Source organism: Microbacterium sp. M28 (assembly GCF_025836995.1).
Classification (GTDB): Bacteria; Actinomycetota; Actinomycetes; order Actinomycetales; family Microbacteriaceae; genus Microbacterium.
In genome coordinates this window covers 1,241,347-1,260,144 of sequence record NZ_CP107546.1, presented here as the reverse complement: position 1 = coordinate 1,260,144, position 18,798 = coordinate 1,241,347, and the positions used below count along the sequence as shown (strand labels likewise).

17 protein-coding genes are annotated in these 18,798 nt (G+C 69.6%); 6 read left to right on the top strand and 11 right to left on the bottom strand.

All coding sequences use genetic code 11. From position 1 onward, the window contains the following. Positions 1 to 19 precede the first annotated feature (19 nt). From OED01_RS06215 to OED01_RS06205, 3 genes are all read left to right on the top strand, one after another. A complete protein-coding gene (locus OED01_RS06215) occupies positions 20 to 592 on the top strand; it encodes a hypothetical protein (RefSeq protein WP_264157507.1) in 573 nt (190 codons plus the stop codon). 121 nt (positions 593 to 713) lie between these two features. Continuing rightward, positions 714 to 1,406, top strand: coding sequence for a YcnI family copper-binding membrane protein (locus OED01_RS06210; protein ID WP_264157506.1), 693 nt, complete (start codon positions 714 to 716; stop codon positions 1,404 to 1,406). Positions 1,407 to 1,547: 141 nt separating this feature from the next. Then, positions 1,548 to 3,134 carry a Mur ligase family protein gene (locus OED01_RS06205; RefSeq protein ID WP_264157505.1) on the top strand — a complete coding sequence of 529 codons (1,587 nt, stop codon included), beginning with the start codon at positions 1,548 to 1,550 and terminating at the stop codon, positions 3,132 to 3,134. A gap of 52 nt (positions 3,135 to 3,186) precedes the next feature. Here OED01_RS06205 and dxr read toward each other — a convergent pair whose 3' ends face one another. Together dxr and OED01_RS06195 are read right to left on the bottom strand one after the other, a co-directional pair. Further along, a complete protein-coding gene (dxr, locus tag OED01_RS06200; RefSeq protein ID WP_264157504.1) occupies positions 3,187 to 4,266 on the bottom strand; it encodes a 1-deoxy-D-xylulose-5-phosphate reductoisomerase in 1,080 nt (359 codons plus the stop codon). 21 nt (positions 4,267 to 4,287) lie between these two features. Beyond that, positions 4,288 to 5,235: an FKBP-type peptidyl-prolyl cis-trans isomerase gene (locus tag OED01_RS06195; RefSeq protein ID WP_264157503.1), complete on the bottom strand. Its 948-nt coding sequence runs from the start codon at positions 5,233 to 5,235 to the stop codon at positions 4,288 to 4,290. Between the two features lie 137 nt (positions 5,236 to 5,372). Here OED01_RS06195 and OED01_RS06190 point away from each other — a divergent pair, with 137 nt between their 5' ends. Next, a complete protein-coding gene (locus OED01_RS06190; protein WP_264157502.1) occupies positions 5,373 to 6,152 on the top strand; it encodes a lysophospholipid acyltransferase family protein in 780 nt (259 codons plus the stop codon). Here the strand turns inward: OED01_RS06190 and OED01_RS06185 are convergent, their stop codons facing one another. Next, a complete protein-coding gene (locus OED01_RS06185) occupies positions 6,153 to 6,632 on the bottom strand; it encodes an OsmC family protein (RefSeq protein WP_264157501.1) in 480 nt (159 codons plus the stop codon). It abuts the gene before it with no gap. A 34-nt stretch (positions 6,633 to 6,666) separates the two neighbouring features. On the opposite strand from OED01_RS06185, the gene OED01_RS06180 reads away from it, so the two are divergent. Both OED01_RS06180 and ald read left to right on the top strand, forming a co-directional pair. Next, the gene (locus tag OED01_RS06180) at positions 6,667 to 7,662 is read left to right on the top strand and encodes an asparaginase (protein WP_264157500.1); all 996 of its coding nucleotides are present in this window, start codon (positions 6,667 to 6,669) and stop codon (positions 7,660 to 7,662) included. A gap of 54 nt (positions 7,663 to 7,716) precedes the next feature. Beyond that, entirely contained in the window at positions 7,717 to 8,829 is a 1,113-nt protein-coding gene (gene ald, locus OED01_RS06175) for an alanine dehydrogenase (protein ID WP_264157499.1), read from the top strand. Between the two features lie 21 nt (positions 8,830 to 8,850). Here ald and OED01_RS06170 read toward each other — a convergent pair whose 3' ends face one another. The 8 genes from OED01_RS06170 to atpA form a co-directional block, all read right to left on the bottom strand. Next, entirely contained in the window at positions 8,851 to 11,625 is a 2,775-nt protein-coding gene (locus tag OED01_RS06170; protein WP_264157498.1) for an FtsK/SpoIIIE domain-containing protein, read from the bottom strand. Positions 11,626 to 11,695: 70 nt separating this feature from the next. Then, the gene (locus OED01_RS06165; protein ID WP_264157497.1) at positions 11,696 to 12,472 is read right to left on the bottom strand and encodes a PP2C family protein-serine/threonine phosphatase; all 777 of its coding nucleotides are present in this window, start codon (positions 12,470 to 12,472) and stop codon (positions 11,696 to 11,698) included. A 183-nt stretch (positions 12,473 to 12,655) separates the two neighbouring features. After that, on the bottom strand, positions 12,656 to 13,555 hold the full coding sequence (locus tag OED01_RS06160; protein WP_264157496.1) for a DUF5684 domain-containing protein: 900 nt from the start codon (positions 13,553 to 13,555) through the stop codon (positions 12,656 to 12,658). 103 nt (positions 13,556 to 13,658) lie between these two features. After that, entirely contained in the window at positions 13,659 to 14,414 is a 756-nt protein-coding gene (locus tag OED01_RS06155; protein WP_264157495.1) for a YaaA family protein, read from the bottom strand. Between the two features lie 81 nt (positions 14,415 to 14,495). Next, complete coding sequence (locus tag OED01_RS06150) at positions 14,496 to 14,756, bottom strand: F0F1 ATP synthase subunit epsilon (RefSeq protein ID WP_264157494.1); 261 nt, start codon at positions 14,754 to 14,756, stop codon at positions 14,496 to 14,498. A 2-nt stretch (positions 14,757 to 14,758) separates the two neighbouring features. Then, positions 14,759 to 16,210: a F0F1 ATP synthase subunit beta gene (gene atpD, locus OED01_RS06145; protein ID WP_264157493.1), complete on the bottom strand. Its 1,452-nt coding sequence runs from the start codon at positions 16,208 to 16,210 to the stop codon at positions 14,759 to 14,761. Positions 16,211 to 16,234: 24 nt separating this feature from the next. Beyond that, positions 16,235 to 17,134: a F0F1 ATP synthase subunit gamma gene (locus tag OED01_RS06140; protein ID WP_264157492.1), complete on the bottom strand. Its 900-nt coding sequence runs from the start codon at positions 17,132 to 17,134 to the stop codon at positions 16,235 to 16,237. 18 nt (positions 17,135 to 17,152) lie between these two features. Further along, on the bottom strand, positions 17,153 to 18,793 hold the full coding sequence (gene atpA, locus OED01_RS06135) for a F0F1 ATP synthase subunit alpha (RefSeq protein ID WP_264157491.1): 1,641 nt from the start codon (positions 18,791 to 18,793) through the stop codon (positions 17,153 to 17,155). Between the last annotated feature and the right edge of the window lie 5 nt (positions 18,794 to 18,798).

Here is an 18,798-nt window from a genome sequence, read left to right as displayed (position 1 = left end):
CTGCGCATAGACTGCTCGGGTGACCTCTCGGCAGCTGCGAATCCTGCGCGCTGCTGCGGCGACTTCGACGGCGACGACGCTCGCTGCGGTCTCGCACACGATCGGTGGCGGGATGCCTCCGCATCCCCTCCTCGTCGTCGCTCTCTCGGTCCTGCTCATCCCGCTGGCCGCAGCGCTCATCGGGCGACGTCCTTCGGCGCTGCGCACGGCGCTCACGGTCGTCGTGTCGCAGTTCGTCTTCCACGTGCTGTTCCAGGTGCTCGCCGGAGTCCTCACGGATCCTGTCGCGCCGACGGCATCCCATGCGCACGACCACGTGCTGACTCTGGGCTCCGGCGTCACCGTCGCCGCACCCGACGCGGCGATGCTGCTCTCGCACGTCGTCGCCGGATTCGTGACGACGACGTTGCTCTGGCACGGAGAGCGGATGCTTCGCGGCATCGCCGGATGGGCGACGGCGCGACTGCTGCCTGCCCTGCCCGCGCTCCCCGTCCGCACGCGCGTCAAGCTCGCCCCGGCGGCGATCGTGCTCGCGGCCGGACTGACGCCGCTGACCACCGCCGTCAGCCGGCGCGGACCTCCTTCGTTCTGATCCGCACGTCCCGCAGCGCGTTCTTCCGGATGCGCCGCCTCGACGTGCGCCCGCCGCGACGCAGGCGGATTCCGGCACCGCGCACCGCGGTGACGTCCGATCAGATCCAGGAGATCCATCCATGTCCTCTTCCCTCCTCCGCCACAGTACGCTCGCCGCGATCCTCGGCACCGGCCTCGCGATCGCCGCTCCGGCCGTCGCCTCAGCGCACGTGGGCGTCAGCCCCGACAGCGTGACCGCCGACGAGTCGGCCGTGCTGACGTTCTCGTTCACGCACGGCTGCGAGCACTCCCCCACGACCGCGCTGCGGATCACCATGCCCGACGGCCTCGCATCGGTCTCCCCGACCGTCGACGCCGACTGGGAGATCGCCGTCGAACGCGGCGACGACGGCCTCGTCGACGTGGTCACGTACAGCGCCACGACGGCGATCCCGAGCGATCTGCGCGGCGCCGTCAGCATGCAGGTGCGGCCCGCAGAGGACGCGCCCGAGTCCCTCGCCTTCCCCGTCGAGCAGATCTGCGAGACCGGGTCGACCGCGTGGGTCGAGCTCGCCGAGCCTGGACAGGATCCGCACGCGCTCGATGCGCCGGCCCCGGTCGTCCGTCTGGCCGCCGCCGAAGACTCGGATGCCGAGCACGGCGAGCACGCCGCATCCGACGCCGCAGCATCCGACAGCGAGTCGTCCGATGCGGACGCAGCCGATGACGCCGCATCCGCCCCCGTGGCGGTCGTGCTCGGTGCAGGCGGACTCGTCGCCGGGGTCGCCGCCCTCGTCGTGGCGATCCTCGCCTACCGGCGCCGCGCGGCCTGAGGCGATCCGAACTCCTGCAGTTCGACAGCCCGCCCGGCCGAAGCCCGCCGCAACACGGCGGTTCCACGGTCCACGGCTGCGAAACTGCAGGAGTTCGGAGCACGCGGTGCGGCCCCGCCCGCGTGAGAAACTGGATACGACATGGCCACCGAACCCGCCTCCGCTCCCCTGCCGCCCGTCCTGCGACCCGAGAACCCGCCGCACCGGCCGCTGACGGAACTCGCCGAGCGATTCGGTCTCGAGGTCCGCGGGGACGTCGACGGCTTGTCCGCACGCGGCATCACGCTGGCGACATCGGACCTCAGGGCGGGCGAGATCTTCGTCGGCATCCACGGTGCACGCCGGCACGGAGCGGAGTTCGCGACGACCGCCGCCGATCAGGGTGCGGTCGCGATCCTGACAGACGACGCCGGTGCTGAGCTGACAGCTCCCAGCGGACTTCCCGTGCTCGTCGCAGCCGACCCCCGCGCGGCGCTCGGGGTCATCAGCGCCTGGCTGTACGGCACCGACCGCGACATGCCCCACCTGTTCGCCGTGACCGGAACGAACGGCAAGACGAGCACGTCGCACGTGCTCGAAGGCATCCTGGGTCAGCTCGGGGTCGTCACCGGGCTGAGCTCGACGGCCGAACGCCACATCGCCGGGCGCACCATCGTGTCGCGCCTGACGACGCCCGAGTCGTCCGAGATGCACGCCCTGCTGGCGCTCATGCGGGAGCGCGACGTCGAGGCGGTCGCGGTGGAGGTGAGCGCCCAGGCGCTCTCCCGGCACCGCGTCGACGGTCTCGTGTTCGACGTCGCCGGCTTCACGAACCTCACCCACGACCACCTCGACGACTACGGCGACCTCGAGACCTACTTCGAGGCGAAGCTGGCGCTGTTCCGCCCCGATCGCGCCCGCCGCGGTGTCGTGTGCGTCGACACGCCGTCCGGCTGGGACGTCGTCCGGCGATCCGAGATCCCGCTGGTCACGGTGGGCGCTCCTCAGCTGGCGGAGGACGCGGATGCCGCGGCCGCCGCCGATTGGATCGTGACGGTCCTCGACGAGGACCAGCGTGGCACGACCTTCACCGTCCGATCCCCCGAGGGCGCCGAAGTGACCACGACGATCCGCGTGATCGGCGCGCACATGGCGGCCAACACGGGCCTGGCCATCGCGATGCTGGTCGAGGGCGGGTATTCCTTCGAGCGCATCGCCGCCGCCCTCACGAGGGATGGAGCGGTCGAGGCCGCGCTCCCGGGTCGCACCGAACTCGTGTCGGGAGCCCACGGACCAGCGGTCTACGTCGACTTCTCGCACACACCGGATGCTTTCGAGAAGACCCTCGCCGCCGTCCGGAAGGTCACACCGGGCCGCGTCGTGATGATGTTCGGCGCCTCGGGCAACCGGGACACGCTCAAGCGCCCCGTGATGGGGCGCGTCGCCGCCGAGGGCGCCGACGTGGTGATCGTCACCGACCACCACCCGCGTTATGAGGAGCCGGCACCGATTCGTGCCGCGCTGCTCGAGGGTGCGCGCAGCGCGGCATCCGCAGCAGAGATCTTGGAGGTCGCCGCCCCCGAGGACGCGATCCGCACCGCCGTCGGAATGGTCGGCGACGGCGACGCGATCCTGTGGGCCGGCCCCGGTCACCAGGACTACCGCGAGATCGACGGGGTCCGCACGCCGTTCTCCGCGCGGGCTCTCGCCCGCCAGGCGTTGGCGGATGCCGGCTGGCCGGTCTCCTGACCTTCAGCTCGCTGAGTCGGACCGCGGGAAGTGCTGGCACCCAGGAGGGCGGTCAGGACGCGATGAGCCGATCGGCGCGCTCTCGCGCCCAGCGCTCGGCCTCGCTCAGGGATGCGACGGTCAGCTGGTCCGGCGGCTCGTGGGCGTCGACGACCGCGGCGATCGTGTCGACGATTCCGAGGAACGGCAGCCTCCCTTCGTGGAAGGCGTCGACCGCCTGCTCGTTGGCCGCGTTGTAGACCGCCGGGAACGTGGATCCGGCCCGCCCGACCGCCTTCGCCAGGCCGACGGCGGGAAACGCGTCGTCGTCCAACGGCTCGAAGGTCCACTGCGTCGCCTGCGTCCAGTCCATCGGGCGGCCGACGCCGCCGACGCGGTGCGGCCAGTCCAGGCCGAGCGAGATCGCGAGGCGCATGTCCGGCGGCGACGCCTGGGCGATCGTCGACCCGTCGATGAACTCCACCATCGAGTGCACGATGGACTGCGGGTGCACCACGACGTCGATGTCGTCGTAGTCGACGTCGAACAGCAGGTGCGCCTCGATGACCTCGAGACCCTTGTTAACGAGGGTCGCAGAGTTGGTCGTGACCACCCGCCCCATGTCCCATGTCGGGTGTGCGAGGGCCTCCGCCGGGGTGACGTCCGCCAGTTCCGCCCGGTTGCGGCCGCGGAACGGTCCCCCGGAGGCGGTGACGACCAGACGGCGCACCTCGTCCTTGGAGCCCGATCGCAGCGCCTGCGCGAGTGCGGAGTGCTCCGAGTCGACGGGGACGATCTGGCCGGGGGATGCCACGGCCAGCACGAGTTCCCCGCCGACGATGAGCGATTCCTTGTTCGCGAGTGCCAGCGTCCTACCGGCCTTCAGCGCTTCGAGGGTCGGCCCGAGTCCGATCGACCCGGTGATCGCGTTGAGGACGACGTCCGCCTCGACATCGCGCACGAGGGACTGCGCCTCGTCGGCGCCCAGCGCCGTGTCGTCGACGCGGAACTCCTCCGCCTGACGCGCGAGCAGTTCGGTGTTCGACCCGGCGGCGAGGCCGACGAGTTCGAAGCGCCGCGGATTGGCGCGGATCACATCCAACGCCTGAGTGCCGATGGAGCCGGTGGAGCCGAGGACGATGACGCGACGCATGCCGCCAGCCTAGCGGCGCCGTTACTGCTGGATCGCTGCCGTCTGGTTGGCGAGGATGTCGATCACGAACACGAGGGTCTGACCGGCGAGCTCGTGCTCGCTGGAGCCTGCCTCGCCGTAGCCCAGCGCCGGCGGGATGACCACGAGGACCTGCGAGCCGACCTTCTGGCCTTCGAGAGCCTGGATGAATCCCTCGACATAGGTGTTCCCGTCGATCTTGATCGGTGCACCGTTCTTCCACGACGCGTCGAAGACCTCTCCGGTCTCCCAGTTCACGCCCTGGTACTGCAGCAGCGTGGTGTCGCCGGCGGAGACGGGCATGCCGTCGCCCTCCTTGAGCACGGCGATCTGCAGCTCGGTGGGAGCCTCGGCATCCGGGATCTCGACGCTGGGCTCGCCGTCTTCGGCGAGTTTCACCGTGGGCATGCCCTCGACGGGCTCCTGCTCGGTGCCCCATGCGGCGGTCGGCGTCACGCCGAGGACGTCGATGATGTAGAACTGCGCAGCGGCCTGGTCGCTGGTCGGGAAGGCGACCGACAGCCGGGTGCCGACCGGGGCGCAGCCCATCACCTGTGCCAGCGAGGCATCGGCGGTGATCTGGGCGGGGAGGAGCTCGCCGTCCGTGTAGCCGGCGTCACCGAGACGCTCGCCCGTGGTCGCGTCGAACGCGCTCAGCGCGTACTCGACATAGTCGCCGTCCGCGATGCGGTCGCCGTCGCCCTCGCTGACGACGGTGCGCTGCAGCTCGTCCACGGTCTGTCCGAGCTCGAACGTCGCAGCGGACACCTCGCCGAAGGTGCCGTCGACCGTCACGCCGTCCGACGCCTTGCCGGATTCGGCAGCCACCGAGCAGAGGTCCTTGGACGCATCCGGGGTCTCCGCGGACTCCGGTGCGCTCGAGCCGCAGCCCGCGAGAAGCAGGGTCGCCGCGGCGAGGGTGGAAATCAGGGCGATCGGACGCGTGCGCACAGTGAAACCTCGAGTCAGGGATGGGAACGTCCCCCATCCTGGCGCATTCGCCTTTGCCCGCGCTGAGAGACACGGCGCGCCCACGCGCGAAGCGTTGCATTCCCGTAACGGAATGACGTCGGGCGTAGGCTGAACGGATGACCTCTGAGCCGTCCGACGCGCCCGAAACGTCGGTGGAAGAGTCCGATAGTCCCCGCCACGCCGGTTTCACGTACGCCCTCGGGCGTGCCGTCATCAGCCCGCTGGCACGCCTCGTGTACCGCCCCCGTGTCGAGGGCAGGGAGAATGTGCCTGCCACCGGACCGGTGATCTTCGCGAGCAACCACCTGTCGTTCATCGACTCGATCGCTATCCCGGTCGCCGCGCCGAGGCCCGTGCACTTCCTCGCGAAGTCCAGCTACTTCGAGGGCACCGGCATCAAGGGGGCGCTCAGCCGCACCTTCTTCGAGTCGATCGGGGCGATCCCCGTGCGTCGTGGAGCAGGTCAGGCGGCGCTCGACGCCCTCGAGCAGCAGCGCGTACTGCTCGACGAGGGGCTCACGGTCGCGCTGTACCCCGAGGGCACGCGTTCGACCGACGGCCGGCTGTACAAGGGCCGCACGGGTGTCGCCTTCCTCGCACTGCAGACCGGGGCGCCGGTCGTCCCCGTCGGCCTCATCGGCACCGACCGCGTGATGCCCAAGGGCGCCAAAATGCCGTCGCTGCGCGAGCGGATCACCGTGAAGTTCGGCACGCCGATCGACGTATCAGCGCACGGCCCGGCATCCAGTGGCAAGGCGCGTCGCCTGGCGACCGACGAGATCATGGCCGCGATCCACGCCCTTTCGGGACAGGAACTCGCCGACGCCTACAACGAGGCGCCTGCGCAGGGCACGATCGAGAAGATCAAGCAGGCGCTGCCGCACGAGCGGCGCTGATCAGGCGGATGCCGCGGTGACCGTCGCCTCGTGATGCACGGGGAAGTTCACCGAGTTCGCGATGAAGCACCACGCGTTGGCCTTCGCGTGGGCCTGCTCGGCAGCGGCGATCATCGACGCATCGGCGACGACGACCTCCGGATGCAGGACGACCTCGGTGAAGGCTCCGCCGCCCGCGCCGTCCTCGCGCATCGTGCCCGTCGCCCGATCGCGGTAGGACACGACGACGACACCGGAGGTGACGCACGCGTGCAGGTAGGACAGCAGGTGGCACTCCGAAAGCGACGCGAGCAGCAGGTCCTCGGGGTTCCAGCGCCCAGGGTCCCCCCGGAACGGCTTGTCCGACGAGGCGAGCAGTTCGGGTTTGCCGTCGATCTCGATCGTGACGTCACGGGCGTAGTCCCGGTAGCCGCTGGTCCCGGTTCCGCGGTTTCCCGTCCAGGTCGACGTCAGCTCGTAGTGGTGTTCGCCAAGGCTCATGTCCCCAGTCTGGCACCCGCGTTAGGCTTGTGCCGTGCTGGAAACTCTCACTGCTGCGGATGCTGTCGAACTCGCTGTCGTCGAACGGAGCGGCTTCGTCGAATCCCGGCATGTCGGGGCCGCCGTCGTCCTCTCCGCTGACGGGGAGGTCATCGCCCGCCACGGCAATGCGGAAGCTCTGATCCTTCCGCGTTCCAGCCTCAAACCGCTCCAGGCGGTCGCGTGCATCACCGCCGGGGCACCGCTCGAGGGCGAGCAGTTGGCCCTGTCGACCGCCAGCCACGTCGGCACGGACCGTCACGTCGAGACCGTCCGTGACGTGCTCGTCGCCGGAGGCCTGAACGAGGACGACCTCGCCTGCCCGCCCGCGTGGCCGAGCGACGCCGGTGCGCGTGACGATCTCGTCCGCGATCACGGTTCGCCCAGCCGGATCCGGATGAACTGCTCGGGCAAGCACGCGGCGATGCTCCGGGCCTGCGTCGCCACCGGGTGGCCGACCGAGGGATACCTCGATCCGACGCACCCGCTGCAGGCGCACATCCGCGAGGTGGTCGAGCGCCTCACCGGCGAGAAGGTCGGGCACACGGCGATCGACGGCTGCGGTGCGCCGGTCTACGCGATGACGCTCACCGGCCTTGCGCGGGCGATCCACCGCATCGGCTCGGCGTCCGAGCGCTCCCCCTTCGCCCTGCACCGGGTCGCGGGCACACTCGTGCGCGCCGTCCGTGAGAATCCCTGGACCATCGAGGGCCCTGGTCGTCCCGACACGATCGCGATCGAGAAGCTGGGCGTCTTCGCGAAGGGCGGCGCGGAGGGCGTCATGGTCATGGTGGCCCCGAACGGCGCCACCGTCGCGCTCAAGATGCTCGACGGCTCGGCTCGCGCCTCCACGATCGTCGCCGCGACCCTGCTCGCCCGTGCCGGCGCCCTCGCCGACGCGGACGTGCAGGCGCTGGCGGAAGCACTTCCCCTCGCCATCACCGGCGGCGGGAGCGATGTCGGGGTCATCCGCCCCGGCAGCGCCATCTGAGCCCCCACCCGGGGCGGTGAACCCCTCGATGAGGAGGGGAGGAAAGGAGCCACGATGAGGATCAGCGTCCCCACCGAGGTCAAGAACAACGAGTACCGCGTCGCGCTGACGCCATCGGGTGTGCACGATCTCGCGCGCTCCGGGCATGAGGTGATCGTGCAGTCCGGCGCCGGTGCCGGTTCGTCGATGCCGGATACCGAGTACGCCGACGCCGGGGCCGTGCTCGTCGACGATCCGGCCGAGGTCTGGGCGCGCGGCGAGCTGGTCATGAAGGTCAAGGAGCCGATCGCGAGCGAGTACGCGCACTTCCGCGAGGATCTCACGCTGTTCACCTACCTGCACCTCGCCGCCGACCGCCCGCTCACCGAGCGGCTCATGACGTCGGGGGTGACTGCCATCGCCTACGAGACGGTCCAGTTGGCCGGCGGCGGGCTTCCCCTGCTCGCGCCGATGAGCGAGGTCGCCGGACGACTCGCCCCGCTTGTGGGGGCGCACACATTGATGCGCTCGCAGGGCGGTCTCGGTCTGCTGATGTCCGGTGTGCCGGGCACACGCCCCGCCCGCGTGACGGTCATCGGCGGTGGTGTCGCCGGCGCCAACGCCGCGGTGATCGCGAGCGGCATGGGAGCGGATGTCACGATCTTCGACACGAACATCCCCCGGCTGCGGATGCTGGACGACCACTTCGCCGGCCGCGTGAAGACGGCGGCGTCCAACCCGATGGATCTCGGCCGAGCCGTCATCGACTCCGACCTCGTGATCGGATCGGTTCTCATTCCCGGCGCCCGAGCGCCCAAGCTGGTCACGAACGCGATGGTCGAGCAGATGCGGCCAGGGAGCGTGCTCGTGGACATCGCCGTGGACCAGGGCGGATGCTTCGAGGACACCCACCCGACCACGCACGACGATCCGACCTTCGCCGTGCACGGGAGCGTCTTCTACTGCGTGGCGAACATGCCGGGCGCTGTGCCGAACACCTCGACCTCGGCGCTCACCAACGCCACGCTGCCGTACGCCCGCGCGATCGCGGCAGGCGGATGGCGGCAGGCGCTGGCGAAGGACCCGGCCCTCGCGGTCGGCCTGAACGTCGCGGCAGGGGCGATCGTCAGCGCCGGCGTCGGCGCCGCACACGATCTACCGGTGACGCCGGTCGACGATCTGCTCTGAGCCGCACCCGCACGTGTACGCTCATCCGGCTCCCGTCTCGTGCGGCAGCACGACTCGGGACGGGGGCCGGCCGTCGAGCACCCGCCAGGCGCGCGACCGATGCGGGCGCGCGTACGGCGGCAGATCGCGCATGCCGACGAGGGTGCGCAGCTGAGCCGCGCACTCGGCGAGCACGAGCACCTCGCCATCAGCACGGACGCGCTGCCAGCGGATCCAGTCCCGTTGCCAGCTCTCGCCATCGCCGACGATGATGCATCCCGACGGACCGACGGCTGCCGCGTCGGGCGCTCGGTGAACGGAGTCGGGCGCCGAATCCACGCCGGGTGACGCCGGCCCGGCCGGGAGCACGGTCCAATCGGGCAACGCTGCGCGCAGTCCGTCGAGCAGACGCGTCGTGCCGTTGCCGATGACACCGACCAGACGGCGCTGGGGCTGCCACCGCTCGCCGTCGTCCCACCGGTCGTCGTCGATCGATTCCTCGACGGGGACCCAGGCCACCTGCACCTCCCGGGAAGCGAGATGACCGCGTCCTGGTGGACGATCACGCAGGAAGGACGCCGTATCGCCGCCTGCCGCGAGGTGCTCGCCTCTGGTCGGCAGGCGAAGCAGCATCCGCTCGGGGAGCGCGTCGAGCACCCGCGAAGCAGCTCCGGACGGTCGCCCTGCCGTGAGGACCACGCACCGTTCATCGGCACCCCGGACGAACTGCTCGAGGCGATCCGCGAACGCGAGCGAATAGTCCGTCGGATACCCGGCGAGCAGCCGGTCCAGATCATCGCACAGTATGAGACCGGCATCCGTCCCGCCCTGCTCGAGCATGGCCAGCGCGTCCCACGCGTGCTCGGGATCGGACGGGATGGTGAACGACGCCGGGTCCTGCGCGCGAAGCGTCCGCAGCAGAGCGCTCTTGCCGGATCCCGGTCCGCCGACCACGCCGAGCCCGCGTTCCCGTCCGGCGCGGAGCGTGATGACCGGCTGGCGCTGACGCTGGGGCTCGTCGGCGAGACCGATGACCACCTCGCCGTCGGTCGCACGCGGAAGGCGCTCGAGCGCGAGTCTCGCCGGCAGCGCCGGCAGCCACGGCCCGACCGGTCGTTCCGTATGCGCCCAGCGGGACGCGATCGCCTGCAGGTCGTCCGGTCCGGTCAGCGCCACCCGGATCGCACCGGGCTCCGCATCCTGCGGCCGGCGCACGAACGCGATACCGCGGGACAGCGCCCCTCCCGGCAGTTCTGCGGCCGCATCCGAACCGATCACCATCCGACTGTCGGCCGGATCCGCGACGCGCAGACTGATCCGCAGCGGACAGTTGGCCGCCAGCGCGTCCCTGATAACCCCGGCCGCGCGCTGGGTACCCAGGACCAGGTGCATGCCGAGTGCCCTGCCCCGTGCCGCGATGTCGGTGAAGACGGCGCCGAGGTCCGCGTGCTCCTGGAGCAGCGCGGCGAACTCGTCCACCACGATGACCAGACGCGGCATCCGCACCGCAGGGTGGGCGATGTCCCTCGCTCCGGCATCCGCGAGCACGCGTTCCCGTCGCCGCAGCTCGGCCGTGAGGCTCTCTACGCCTCGCCGAGCCCCCTGTTCGTCCAGGTCTGTCAGAACAGCCGTCACCTGCGGCAGCGCGGCGAGCGGATCGAACGCCGTGCCGCCCTTGAAGTCGGCGAGCACGAACACGACGTCGTCCGGTCCGTGCGTCGCAGCGATGGCGGCGACCCAGGTCACGAGCAGCTCGCTCTTGCCGACCCCGGTCATGCCCGTCACCATCGCGTGCGGGCCGTCCGTCACCAGGTCGATGACCTGCTCCCCCTCCGGCCTGCGTCCGATCGCGGCGGCCAGGCCGACCCCGTCCTCGACCGGGGCGAGGTCACCGAGTTGCACGAGGCGCGGCAACTCGGCGTCGGCGACGAAGCGATCGATGCTGGCGTTCGCGATCGCCTCCAGTTGCGCCGCGGAGAGGCATTCCGCCGAGAGCTGCTGCACCCCGTCGGCGGTGCGCAGCGTGGCATCTCCGGGGTCCGTGCAGTCGATCACGGTCGTGATGCCTTCCGGCACCGCATCGTCGGGCTCGCGGATCCAGATCACGGAGTCGGCGGCCGGTGCGCCGTCCAGCGCGATCCCGACAGTCCAGACGCCGCGCGGCGCCGTCCCGGCGTGCGCGAATGTCCAGCCCTGCGGCACCGGACCAGCCAGCGCCAGCCGCGACGGCCGGTGCCGCAGACACAACTGCGCGACCACGGCACGGGCGATCGAAAGTCCGACGGCCTGCGGAGCCCTGATGCACACGCCGCGTCCGAGCGGAACGACCACCGGTGCCTCCGGGATCATCGACGCGCGCCGGCGCATCTCCCGCCCTCGATCGTCGTCGGCACCGGTGACGCGGATCCCGCTCGGCCGCTCGCCCTGACCGAGCACCACCGGGGTGTCGGCATCCGCCGGCCTGTCCTCGTGCAACGGCTCAGCCGTCAGGCAGTGCGCGACATCGGGATGGCGCCGCCACAGCCGTGCGCGCTCCTCGTCCTGCCGCTCGACGAGCTCGGATTCGACGCGGGTCCAGTGCGCGTCGGACTCGGACCTCAGACGCCTGGTCTCCCGTCGACGCTGGCGGAGACCGTCGAGCAGAGAGCCGAAGATCATCAGCGGTCCGAGCAGCGCGAAGCACAGGGACAGGATCGACCCGGTGACCGTCCAGAGCAGCACCCCCGCAGCCACGGGCACCAGTGCGGCGACGAAGGGTATCGGCGGGCGCCGCGGCGGTTGCACGGCCGACGGCAGGGCGAGGGGTTCGGACGACATGCAGCCCAGCGAACACCCTCAGCGCGACTCGGACCGCGCTGTCCACATGCTCAGAACGGGATCGGGACGATCAGGCCTCTGTGGAGGGCGAGTGCTCGGTGACCTGCACGACGATAAGAGTGACGTTGTCACGACCGCCGTTCTCCAGCGCGGCATCCATCATGGCGTCCACCGCCGCGGCAGGGTCGGCGTGTTCGCGCAGGAAGTGCTGGATGCCGTAGTCGGTGAGCTCCTTGGTCAGACCGTCCGAGCAGATCACGAAGCGATCCCCGTCGTGGATCTCGATTCCGAGGTAGTCCGGTGCGAACAGCTCGCTCGCCCCGACGGCCCGGGTGATGACGTTGCTGTACGGGTGCCCCTCGGCCTCCTCGGGGCTGAGGCGACCCGAGGCGATGAGCTCTTGGACGACGGAGTGGTCCGTCGTGATCTGCACGAGCCGATCGTCCCGCAGCAGATACACGCGCGAGTCGCCGATGTTCAACGACACCCATCGGGGCGGATCCGCCGTGACGTCGATGTAGACGCCGGTCAGAGTCGTACCGGTCCCCTCATCGGTCGTGTCGGGGTGCGCGGCGATGTCGGCGACGGCCAGCGCCAGAGCGCTCTCGATCGACTCCGAGTCGACCGTCCCGTTCTCCACGACCGAGCGCAGGCGATCGACCGTGCTCTTGCTCGCGATCTCTCCCCCAGCATGGCCGCCCATGCCGTCGGCGACGACGAACAGCGGATACGCCGCCAGGAACGCGTCCTGGTTCGTGTCGCGTCGGCGACCGCGATCCGTCGCTCCCGCCCACGTCAGCGAGAACCGATCGTCGACGTCGAGCGTGTGCGCTGTACTCTCACCCACGAGATTCCTCCGGTGTTCCGACGGCGATCCGGGTGGCCGTAGGACTCCCACACATCGTAGTGGACACGGAACAGTGCGAGAACGCCATGCCTCAACGCTATCCCGTCCGGGGTGCGGCCGACGCCGGATACGCCGAGAGCCCCCGATCGGAATCGAGGGCTCTCGGGTGGGCAGTCCGTCAGGTCAGGCCGGCGGCTGGTTCGGGTCGGTCGGTGCCGGGGGTGCCGGCGGGGCTGCCGGAGGAGCCGGCGGCGCGGTGGGAGGCGTGGTCGGTGCGGCCGGCGGCGTGGCCGGGGCCGAGGGCGCGGGCGGAACCGGCGGGTTCCCGGGAGCGCCCGCGGGCGGAGCTGCCGGAGGAGTCGCCGGAGCGCTGGGCTGCTGCGGGTAGCCGGGCTGAGCAGGCTGACCGTAACCGGGCTGCGCGGGCTGCTGCGGGTAGCCGGGCTGAGCAGGCTGACCGTAGCCGGGCTGCGCGGGCGGAGCGTAGCCCTGCGGGGCGGCACCGTAGCCGGGTGCCGCACCGTAGCCCGCGGTTGCCGGCGGGTTCTTCGGCTGCGTGGGGACGCCCGCCCAGACAGTGTCGTCGGCGAGGAACTTCTGGCCGGCCCATGGAGCCCCGGGGACGTTCGTGTTCCAGCGCGACTTGTCGAAGGCCAGGATGCCCTCCCAGACCAGTGCGAGGAAGATGAACAGGACGACCCAGACGGCATCCTTCTGCAGCTTGAGCCCCACACGCCAGGCGGCCATGACCGTCAGCGCGAACACGGCGATCGGGACCACCCACGCCACGATGGCGAACAGGATGCCCAGGATGGGGATCAGCGTGAGGATCCCGAGGACCAGGCTGGCGCCGAGGCCGTAGAGGATCAGCCACGGCGACAGGTCGCCGAGCTTGAACAGGATCATGGTGTTGTAGATCGGCACCCACGCGCGCCACTTGCCCTGGACGCCCGCCTTCTCGAAGATCTTCATCAGGAAGATCGACGAGAGCACGTACGGGATGATCGAGATCAGCAGCAGGACGAAGAACGTCCCGATGATCGCGGCAGCCCAGGCTCCGCTGTAGTCGTCGTAGTAACTCATGGTCCCCTCCGGGTTCGAAAACTCGGCGCGTCGACGCCGCGCCCACCACCCTAGCGCGACGGATACTCGGGGCGCACGGGCGGGTCGGGATGTCGCGCATTGTTCACGACGCCGCGACGAGCTCCCAGACTCGGGCCTCGGATGTCTCCCTGAGGCGGATGCCGCGCCAGTGCGCCCAGTCGAGAAGGTCCTGCCCGGAGGAGGGTGAGACGCGGTCCTCGGCGAAGGCGCGCACGAACGCGCCCTTCGCCTTCTTGTTGAAATGGTTGAGGGCGCGGGTCGCCCCATCCGCGTCGGTCACCACCCTGACGTACGCAGACGGCACGGATGCCGGAATCGGGCCGAGTGCGACGTAGGCCTCGCTGCGCAGGTCCAGCACGAAGGGTGCCTCCTCCCCCGCCAGCGCGCTGGTCGAGGCCTCGGACCAGTGCCGCCGCAGCGGTGGGACGCCAGGAAGCGACGTGCCGGCGGCGAGCCGGTACAGCGGAATGGGGTCGAGAGCCGCGACAGGCCCGAACGGAGCGGAATGGATCAGGACGTGATCGTGCAGATGCGCACGGGCGGCGGCATCCAGCGACGGCGCGTCCAGCGCGTCGTACAGCACGCCGGTGTAGCGATCGATCGCCGCCATGGTCGGCGACGTCCGCAACGTACGGTTGTGGGCGATCTCGCCGAGCTGACGCGCGCTGAGCTTGAGCACGCGGCGTGCGGCGTCCTCGTCCGAGGCGAGGTCCACCAGCGCGTCGATGACGCTGTCGCGGTGGCCACGCAGGGCGGGCAGCGCGAGGTCCTCGACGCGCAGAGCGGGCAGGTCGCCACCAGGGCGCTTCGTCTCGGACGGCGGGAGCAGGATCTTCATGGGTACTTCCACAGCGGAAACGTCGAGGCGCCCGCCCCGGAGAACCGGAGACGGGCGCCTCGAAGAGGTGTATCGGTCGGATCAGGCGATGAGCGCGGCGTTACCGGCCACGATCGTCAGGGTGTCGCCCTCCATGGAGAGGAACCCGTCCTGCGCGTTGGCGAGCACCTTGGACCCGTCCTCACGGGTGATGCGCACCTCGCCCTGCGCGAGGATGGCGAGCACGGGCTCGTGACCGGTCATGATGCCGATCTCCCCCTCGACGGTCTTGGCGACGACGAGGCTCGCCTCGCCCGACCAGACCTCCGCATCCGCGGAGACAAGGCTGACGTTCAGGGCCATGATCAGGCGTTCTCCTTCTGGATCTGCGCCCACTTCTCCTCGACGTCGCTGATAGCGCCGACGTTGAAGAAGGCCTGCTCGGCCACGTGGTCGAACTCGCCCTTGGCGATCGCGTCGAAGGACTCGATCGTCTCCTTGAGCGGGACGGTGGAGCCCTCGACACCCGTGAATTTCTTGGCCATGTAGGTGTTCTGCGAGAGGAACTGCTGGATGCGGCGTGCACGCGACACGACGATCTTGTCCTCTTCGGAGAGCTCGTCGACACCGAGGATGGCGATGATCTCCTGCAGTTCCTTGTTCTTCTGGAGGATCTGCTTGACCGTGGTGGCGACGCGGTAGTGGTCCTCGCCCAGGTAGCGGGGGTCCATGATGCGCGACGTCGAGGTCAACGGGTCGATGGCCGGGTACAGACCCTTCGACGCGATCTCACGGCTCAGCTCGGTCGTCGCGTCGAGGTGCGCGAACGTGGTCGCCGGGGCCGGGTCGGTGTAGTCGTCGGCCGGGACGTAGATCGCCTGCAGCGAGGTGATCGAGTGACCACGGGTCGAGGTGATGCGCTCCTGGAGCACACCCATCTCGTCCGCGAGGTTCGGCTGGTAACCCACGGCGGAGGGCATGCGGCCCAGCAGCGTGGAGACCTCGGAACCGGCCTGCGTGAAGCGGAAGATGTTGTCGATGAACAACAGCACGTCCTGCTTCTGCACGTCACGGAAGTACTCCGCCATCGTCAGAGCCGACAGGGCGACGCGCAGACGCGTTCCCGGCGGCTCGTCCATCTGGCCGAAGACGAGGGCCGTCTTGTCGAAGACGCCCGCCTCCTCCATCTCACCGATGAGGTCGTTGCCCTCACGGGTGCGCTCGCCGACACCGGCGAACACGGAGACACCACCGTGGTCCTGTGCGACGCGCTGGATCATCTCCTGGATGAGGACGGTCTTGCCGACGCCGGCGCCGCCGAACAGGCCGATCTTCCCACCCAGCACATACGGCGTGAGGAGGTCGATCGACTTGATGCCGGTCTCGAACATCTGCGTCTTCGACTCGAGCTGGTCGAAGTTCGGCGCCTTGCGGTGGATCGGCCAGCGCTCGGTGATCTCGATCTGCTCGCCCGGCTCGGCGTTGAGGACCTCGCCGATGACGTTGAAGACCTTGCCCTTGGTGACGTCGCCGACGGGGACCGAGATGGCCTCGCCGGTGTCGCGCACCTCCTGGCCGCGGACAATGCCGTCGGTCGGCTTCAGCGCGATGGCGCGGATCAGGTCGTCGCCGAGGTGCTGCGCGACCTCGAGCGTGATCTCGGTCGACTGGTCGCCGATCGTGATCGTGGTCTTCAGAGCGTTGTAGATCTCGGGGATCGAGTCGTGCGGGAACTCGATGTCGACGACCGGGCCCGTGACGCGTGCGACGCGCCCGACGACCGCGGTCGCAGCATCAGCTGTGGCGGTGGGGGTCATATCTTCGTCTCTTTCTTGAGGTGCTTATTTGCTCGACGAGAGTGCGTCGGCGCCGCCGACGATCTCTGCGATCTGCTGCGTGATCTCCGCCTGACGCGCATTGTTGCGCAGACGGGTGTAGTCGGTGATGAGCTTGTCGGCGTTGTCGCTGGCCGACTTCATCGCCTTCTGCGTCGCGGCCTGCTTGGCGGCCGACGACTGCAGCAGGGCGTTGAAGACCCGGCTCTGGATGTACACCGGCAGGATCGCGTCGAGCACGGTCTCAGCATCCGGTTCGAATTCGTACAGCGGGTACACGGCACCCGCGGCATCCGACTCGTCCGACTCCGTGATCTCGAGCGGAAGCAGGCGCACCGTCTCCGGGCTCTGCGTCATCATGCTCACGAAACGGTTGTAGACGAGGTGGATCTCATCCACTCCCCCGCCGGCTCCACCGCGCGAGAAGGCCTCGAGCAGCGTGGCCGAGATCTCCTCAGCGGTAGAGAAGTGCGGGGTGTCGGTGTCGCCGGTCCACTCCGCGGCCGAGGCGATGCCACGGAACTGGAAGTAGCCGACCGCCTTGCGACCGATCAGGTAGAACACCGGCTCGCTGCCCTCGGAGCGGATGAGCTCCGAAAGCTCCAGCGCCTCTCGCAGGATCTGCGAGTTGAAGGCACCGGCCAGCCCCCGGTCGGACGAGAAGATCACGACCGCGGAGCGGTGGATCGTCTCGGGCTCACGGGTGAGCGGGTGGTCGACATTCGAGTACGTCGCGACGGCGGACACGGCTCGAGTCACGGCACGCGCGAAGGGAGATGACGCGCGCACGCGCGCCATCGCCTTCTGAATGCGCGAAGCCGCGATGAGCTCCATCGCCTTCGTGATCTTCTTGGTCGTCTGAGCAGAAGAGATCTTCTGCTTGTAGACCCTGAGTTGAGCGCCCATAAGTGCGTACCCCGCGCGTTACGCGCGACGACCCTTGACGATCTTCTCCTGGTTGACGTCCTCGGCGGCCGCAGCAGCGTGCTCCTCGTGACCCGGGGCGCCGATGGCCTGCCCCTTGCCGCCCTGGAACTCCAGGATGAACGCGTCCGTGGCCTTCTCGAGTTCGGCGACCGTGGCGTCGTCCAGGAGGTTCGTCTCGCGCAGCGTGTCGAGCACCTTCGTGTTGCGACGCAGGTGGTCGAGCAGCTCGCGCTCGAAGCGGAGGACGTCGGAGACCTCGATGGTGTCCAGCTTGCCGTTGGTGCCTGCCCAGATCGAGACGACCTGGTCCTCGACCGGGTACGGCGAGTACTGCGGCTGCTTGAGCAGCTCGGTCAGACGGGCACCGCGGGACAGCTGACGGCGGGACGCCGCGTCCAGGTCGCTCGCGAACATCGCGAACGCCTCGAGGGAGCGGTACTGCGCCAGCTCCAGCTTCAGCGTTCCGGAGACCTTCTTGATCGACTTGACCTGAGCGTCACCGCCGACTCGCGAGACGGAGATACCCACGTCGACCGCCGGACGCTGGTTGGCGTTGAACAGGTCGGACTGGAGGAAGATCTGGCCGTCGGTGATCGAGATCACGTTGGTCGGGATGTACGCCGAGACGTCGTTCGCCTTGGTCTCGATGATCGGCAGACCCGTCATGGAACCTGCGCCGAGCTCGTCGGACAGCTTCGCGCAGCGCTCGAGCAGACGCGAGTGCAGGTAGAAGACGTCGCCCGGGTATGCCTCGCGGCCCGGCGGGCGGCGCAGCAGGAGGGAGACGGCGCGGTAGGCCTCGGCCTGCTTCGACAGGTCGTCGAAGATGATGAGGACGTGCTTGCCGCCGTACATCCAGTGCTGGCCGATCGCGGAACCCGTGTAGGGAGCGATGTACTTGAAGCCGGCCGGGTCGGAGGCGGGAGCGGCGACGATGGTGGTGTACTCCATCGCGCCGGCGTCCTCGAGCGCACCCTTCACGGAGGCGATCGTGGAACCCTTCTGACCGATGGCGACGTAGATGCAGCGGACCTGCTTCGTCGGGTCGCCGGACTCCCAGTTGGCCTTCTGGTTGATGATCGTGTCGATCGCGATCGCCGTCTTGCCGGTCTGGCGGTCGCCGATGATCAGCTGACGCTGACCGCGGCCGACGGGGATCATCGCGTCGATGGCCTTGATGCCGGTCTGCAGCGGCTCGTGCACGCTCTTGCGCTGCATGACGCCTGGTGCCTGCAGCTCGAGCTCGCGGCGACCCTCCGCCGCGATCGCGCCGAGGCCGTCGATCGGGGTGCCGAGCGGGTCGACGACGCGGCCCAGGAAGCCGTCGCCGACGGGGACGGAGAGGACCTCACCCGTACGGGTGACTTCCTGTCCGGCCTCGATGCCGGTGAAGTCGCCGAGGACCACGACACCGATCTCGTGCTCGTCGAGGTTCAGGGCCAGGCCCTTGGTGCCGTCGCCGAACGTGACGAGCTCGTTCGCCATGACGCCGGGCAGTCCCTCGACGTGCGCGATGCCGTCGGCGGCGTCGATGACCGTGCCGACCTCGGTCGCCGCAGCGCCGCTCGGCTCGTATGCGGCGGCGAAGTCCTTCAGCGCGTCACGGATGACGTCGGGGCTGATCGATAGTTCTGCCATTGTCT

What these genes read in the sequence shown, in the direction of transcription:
- OED01_RS06210 (WP_264157506.1), top strand. Translation starts at nt 714, where the DNA reads ATGTCCTCTTCCCTCCTCCGCCACAGTACGCTCGCCGCGATCCTCGGC.
- OED01_RS06205 (WP_264157505.1), top strand. Translation starts at nt 1,548, where the DNA reads ATGGCCACCGAACCCGCCTCCGCTCCCCTGCCGCCCGTCCTGCGACCC.
- dxr (WP_264157504.1), bottom strand. Translation starts at nt 4,266, where the DNA reads ATGCGTCGCGTCATCGTCCTCGGCTCCACCGGCTCCATCGGCACTCAG.
- OED01_RS06190 (WP_264157502.1), top strand. Translation starts at nt 5,373, where the DNA reads ATGACCTCTGAGCCGTCCGACGCGCCCGAAACGTCGGTGGAAGAGTCC.
- OED01_RS06185 (WP_264157501.1), bottom strand. Translation starts at nt 6,632, where the DNA reads ATGAGCCTTGGCGAACACCACTACGAGCTGACGTCGACCTGGACGGGA.
- ald (WP_264157499.1), top strand. Translation starts at nt 7,717, where the DNA reads ATGAGGATCAGCGTCCCCACCGAGGTCAAGAACAACGAGTACCGCGTC.
- OED01_RS06170 (WP_264157498.1), bottom strand. Translation starts at nt 11,625, where the DNA reads ATGTCGTCCGAACCCCTCGCCCTGCCGTCGGCCGTGCAACCGCCGCGG.
- OED01_RS06160 (WP_264157496.1), bottom strand. Translation starts at nt 13,555, where the DNA reads ATGAGTTACTACGACGACTACAGCGGAGCCTGGGCTGCCGCGATCATC.
- OED01_RS06155 (WP_264157495.1), bottom strand. Translation starts at nt 14,414, where the DNA reads ATGAAGATCCTGCTCCCGCCGTCCGAGACGAAGCGCCCTGGTGGCGAC.
- OED01_RS06150 (WP_264157494.1), bottom strand. Translation starts at nt 14,756, where the DNA reads ATGGCCCTGAACGTCAGCCTTGTCTCCGCGGATGCGGAGGTCTGGTCG.
- atpD (WP_264157493.1), bottom strand. Translation starts at nt 16,210, where the DNA reads ATGACCCCCACCGCCACAGCTGATGCTGCGACCGCGGTCGTCGGGCGC.
- OED01_RS06140 (WP_264157492.1), bottom strand. Translation starts at nt 17,134, where the DNA reads ATGGGCGCTCAACTCAGGGTCTACAAGCAGAAGATCTCTTCTGCTCAG.
- atpA (WP_264157491.1), bottom strand. Translation starts at nt 18,793, where the DNA reads ATGGCAGAACTATCGATCAGCCCCGACGTCATCCGTGACGCGCTGAAG.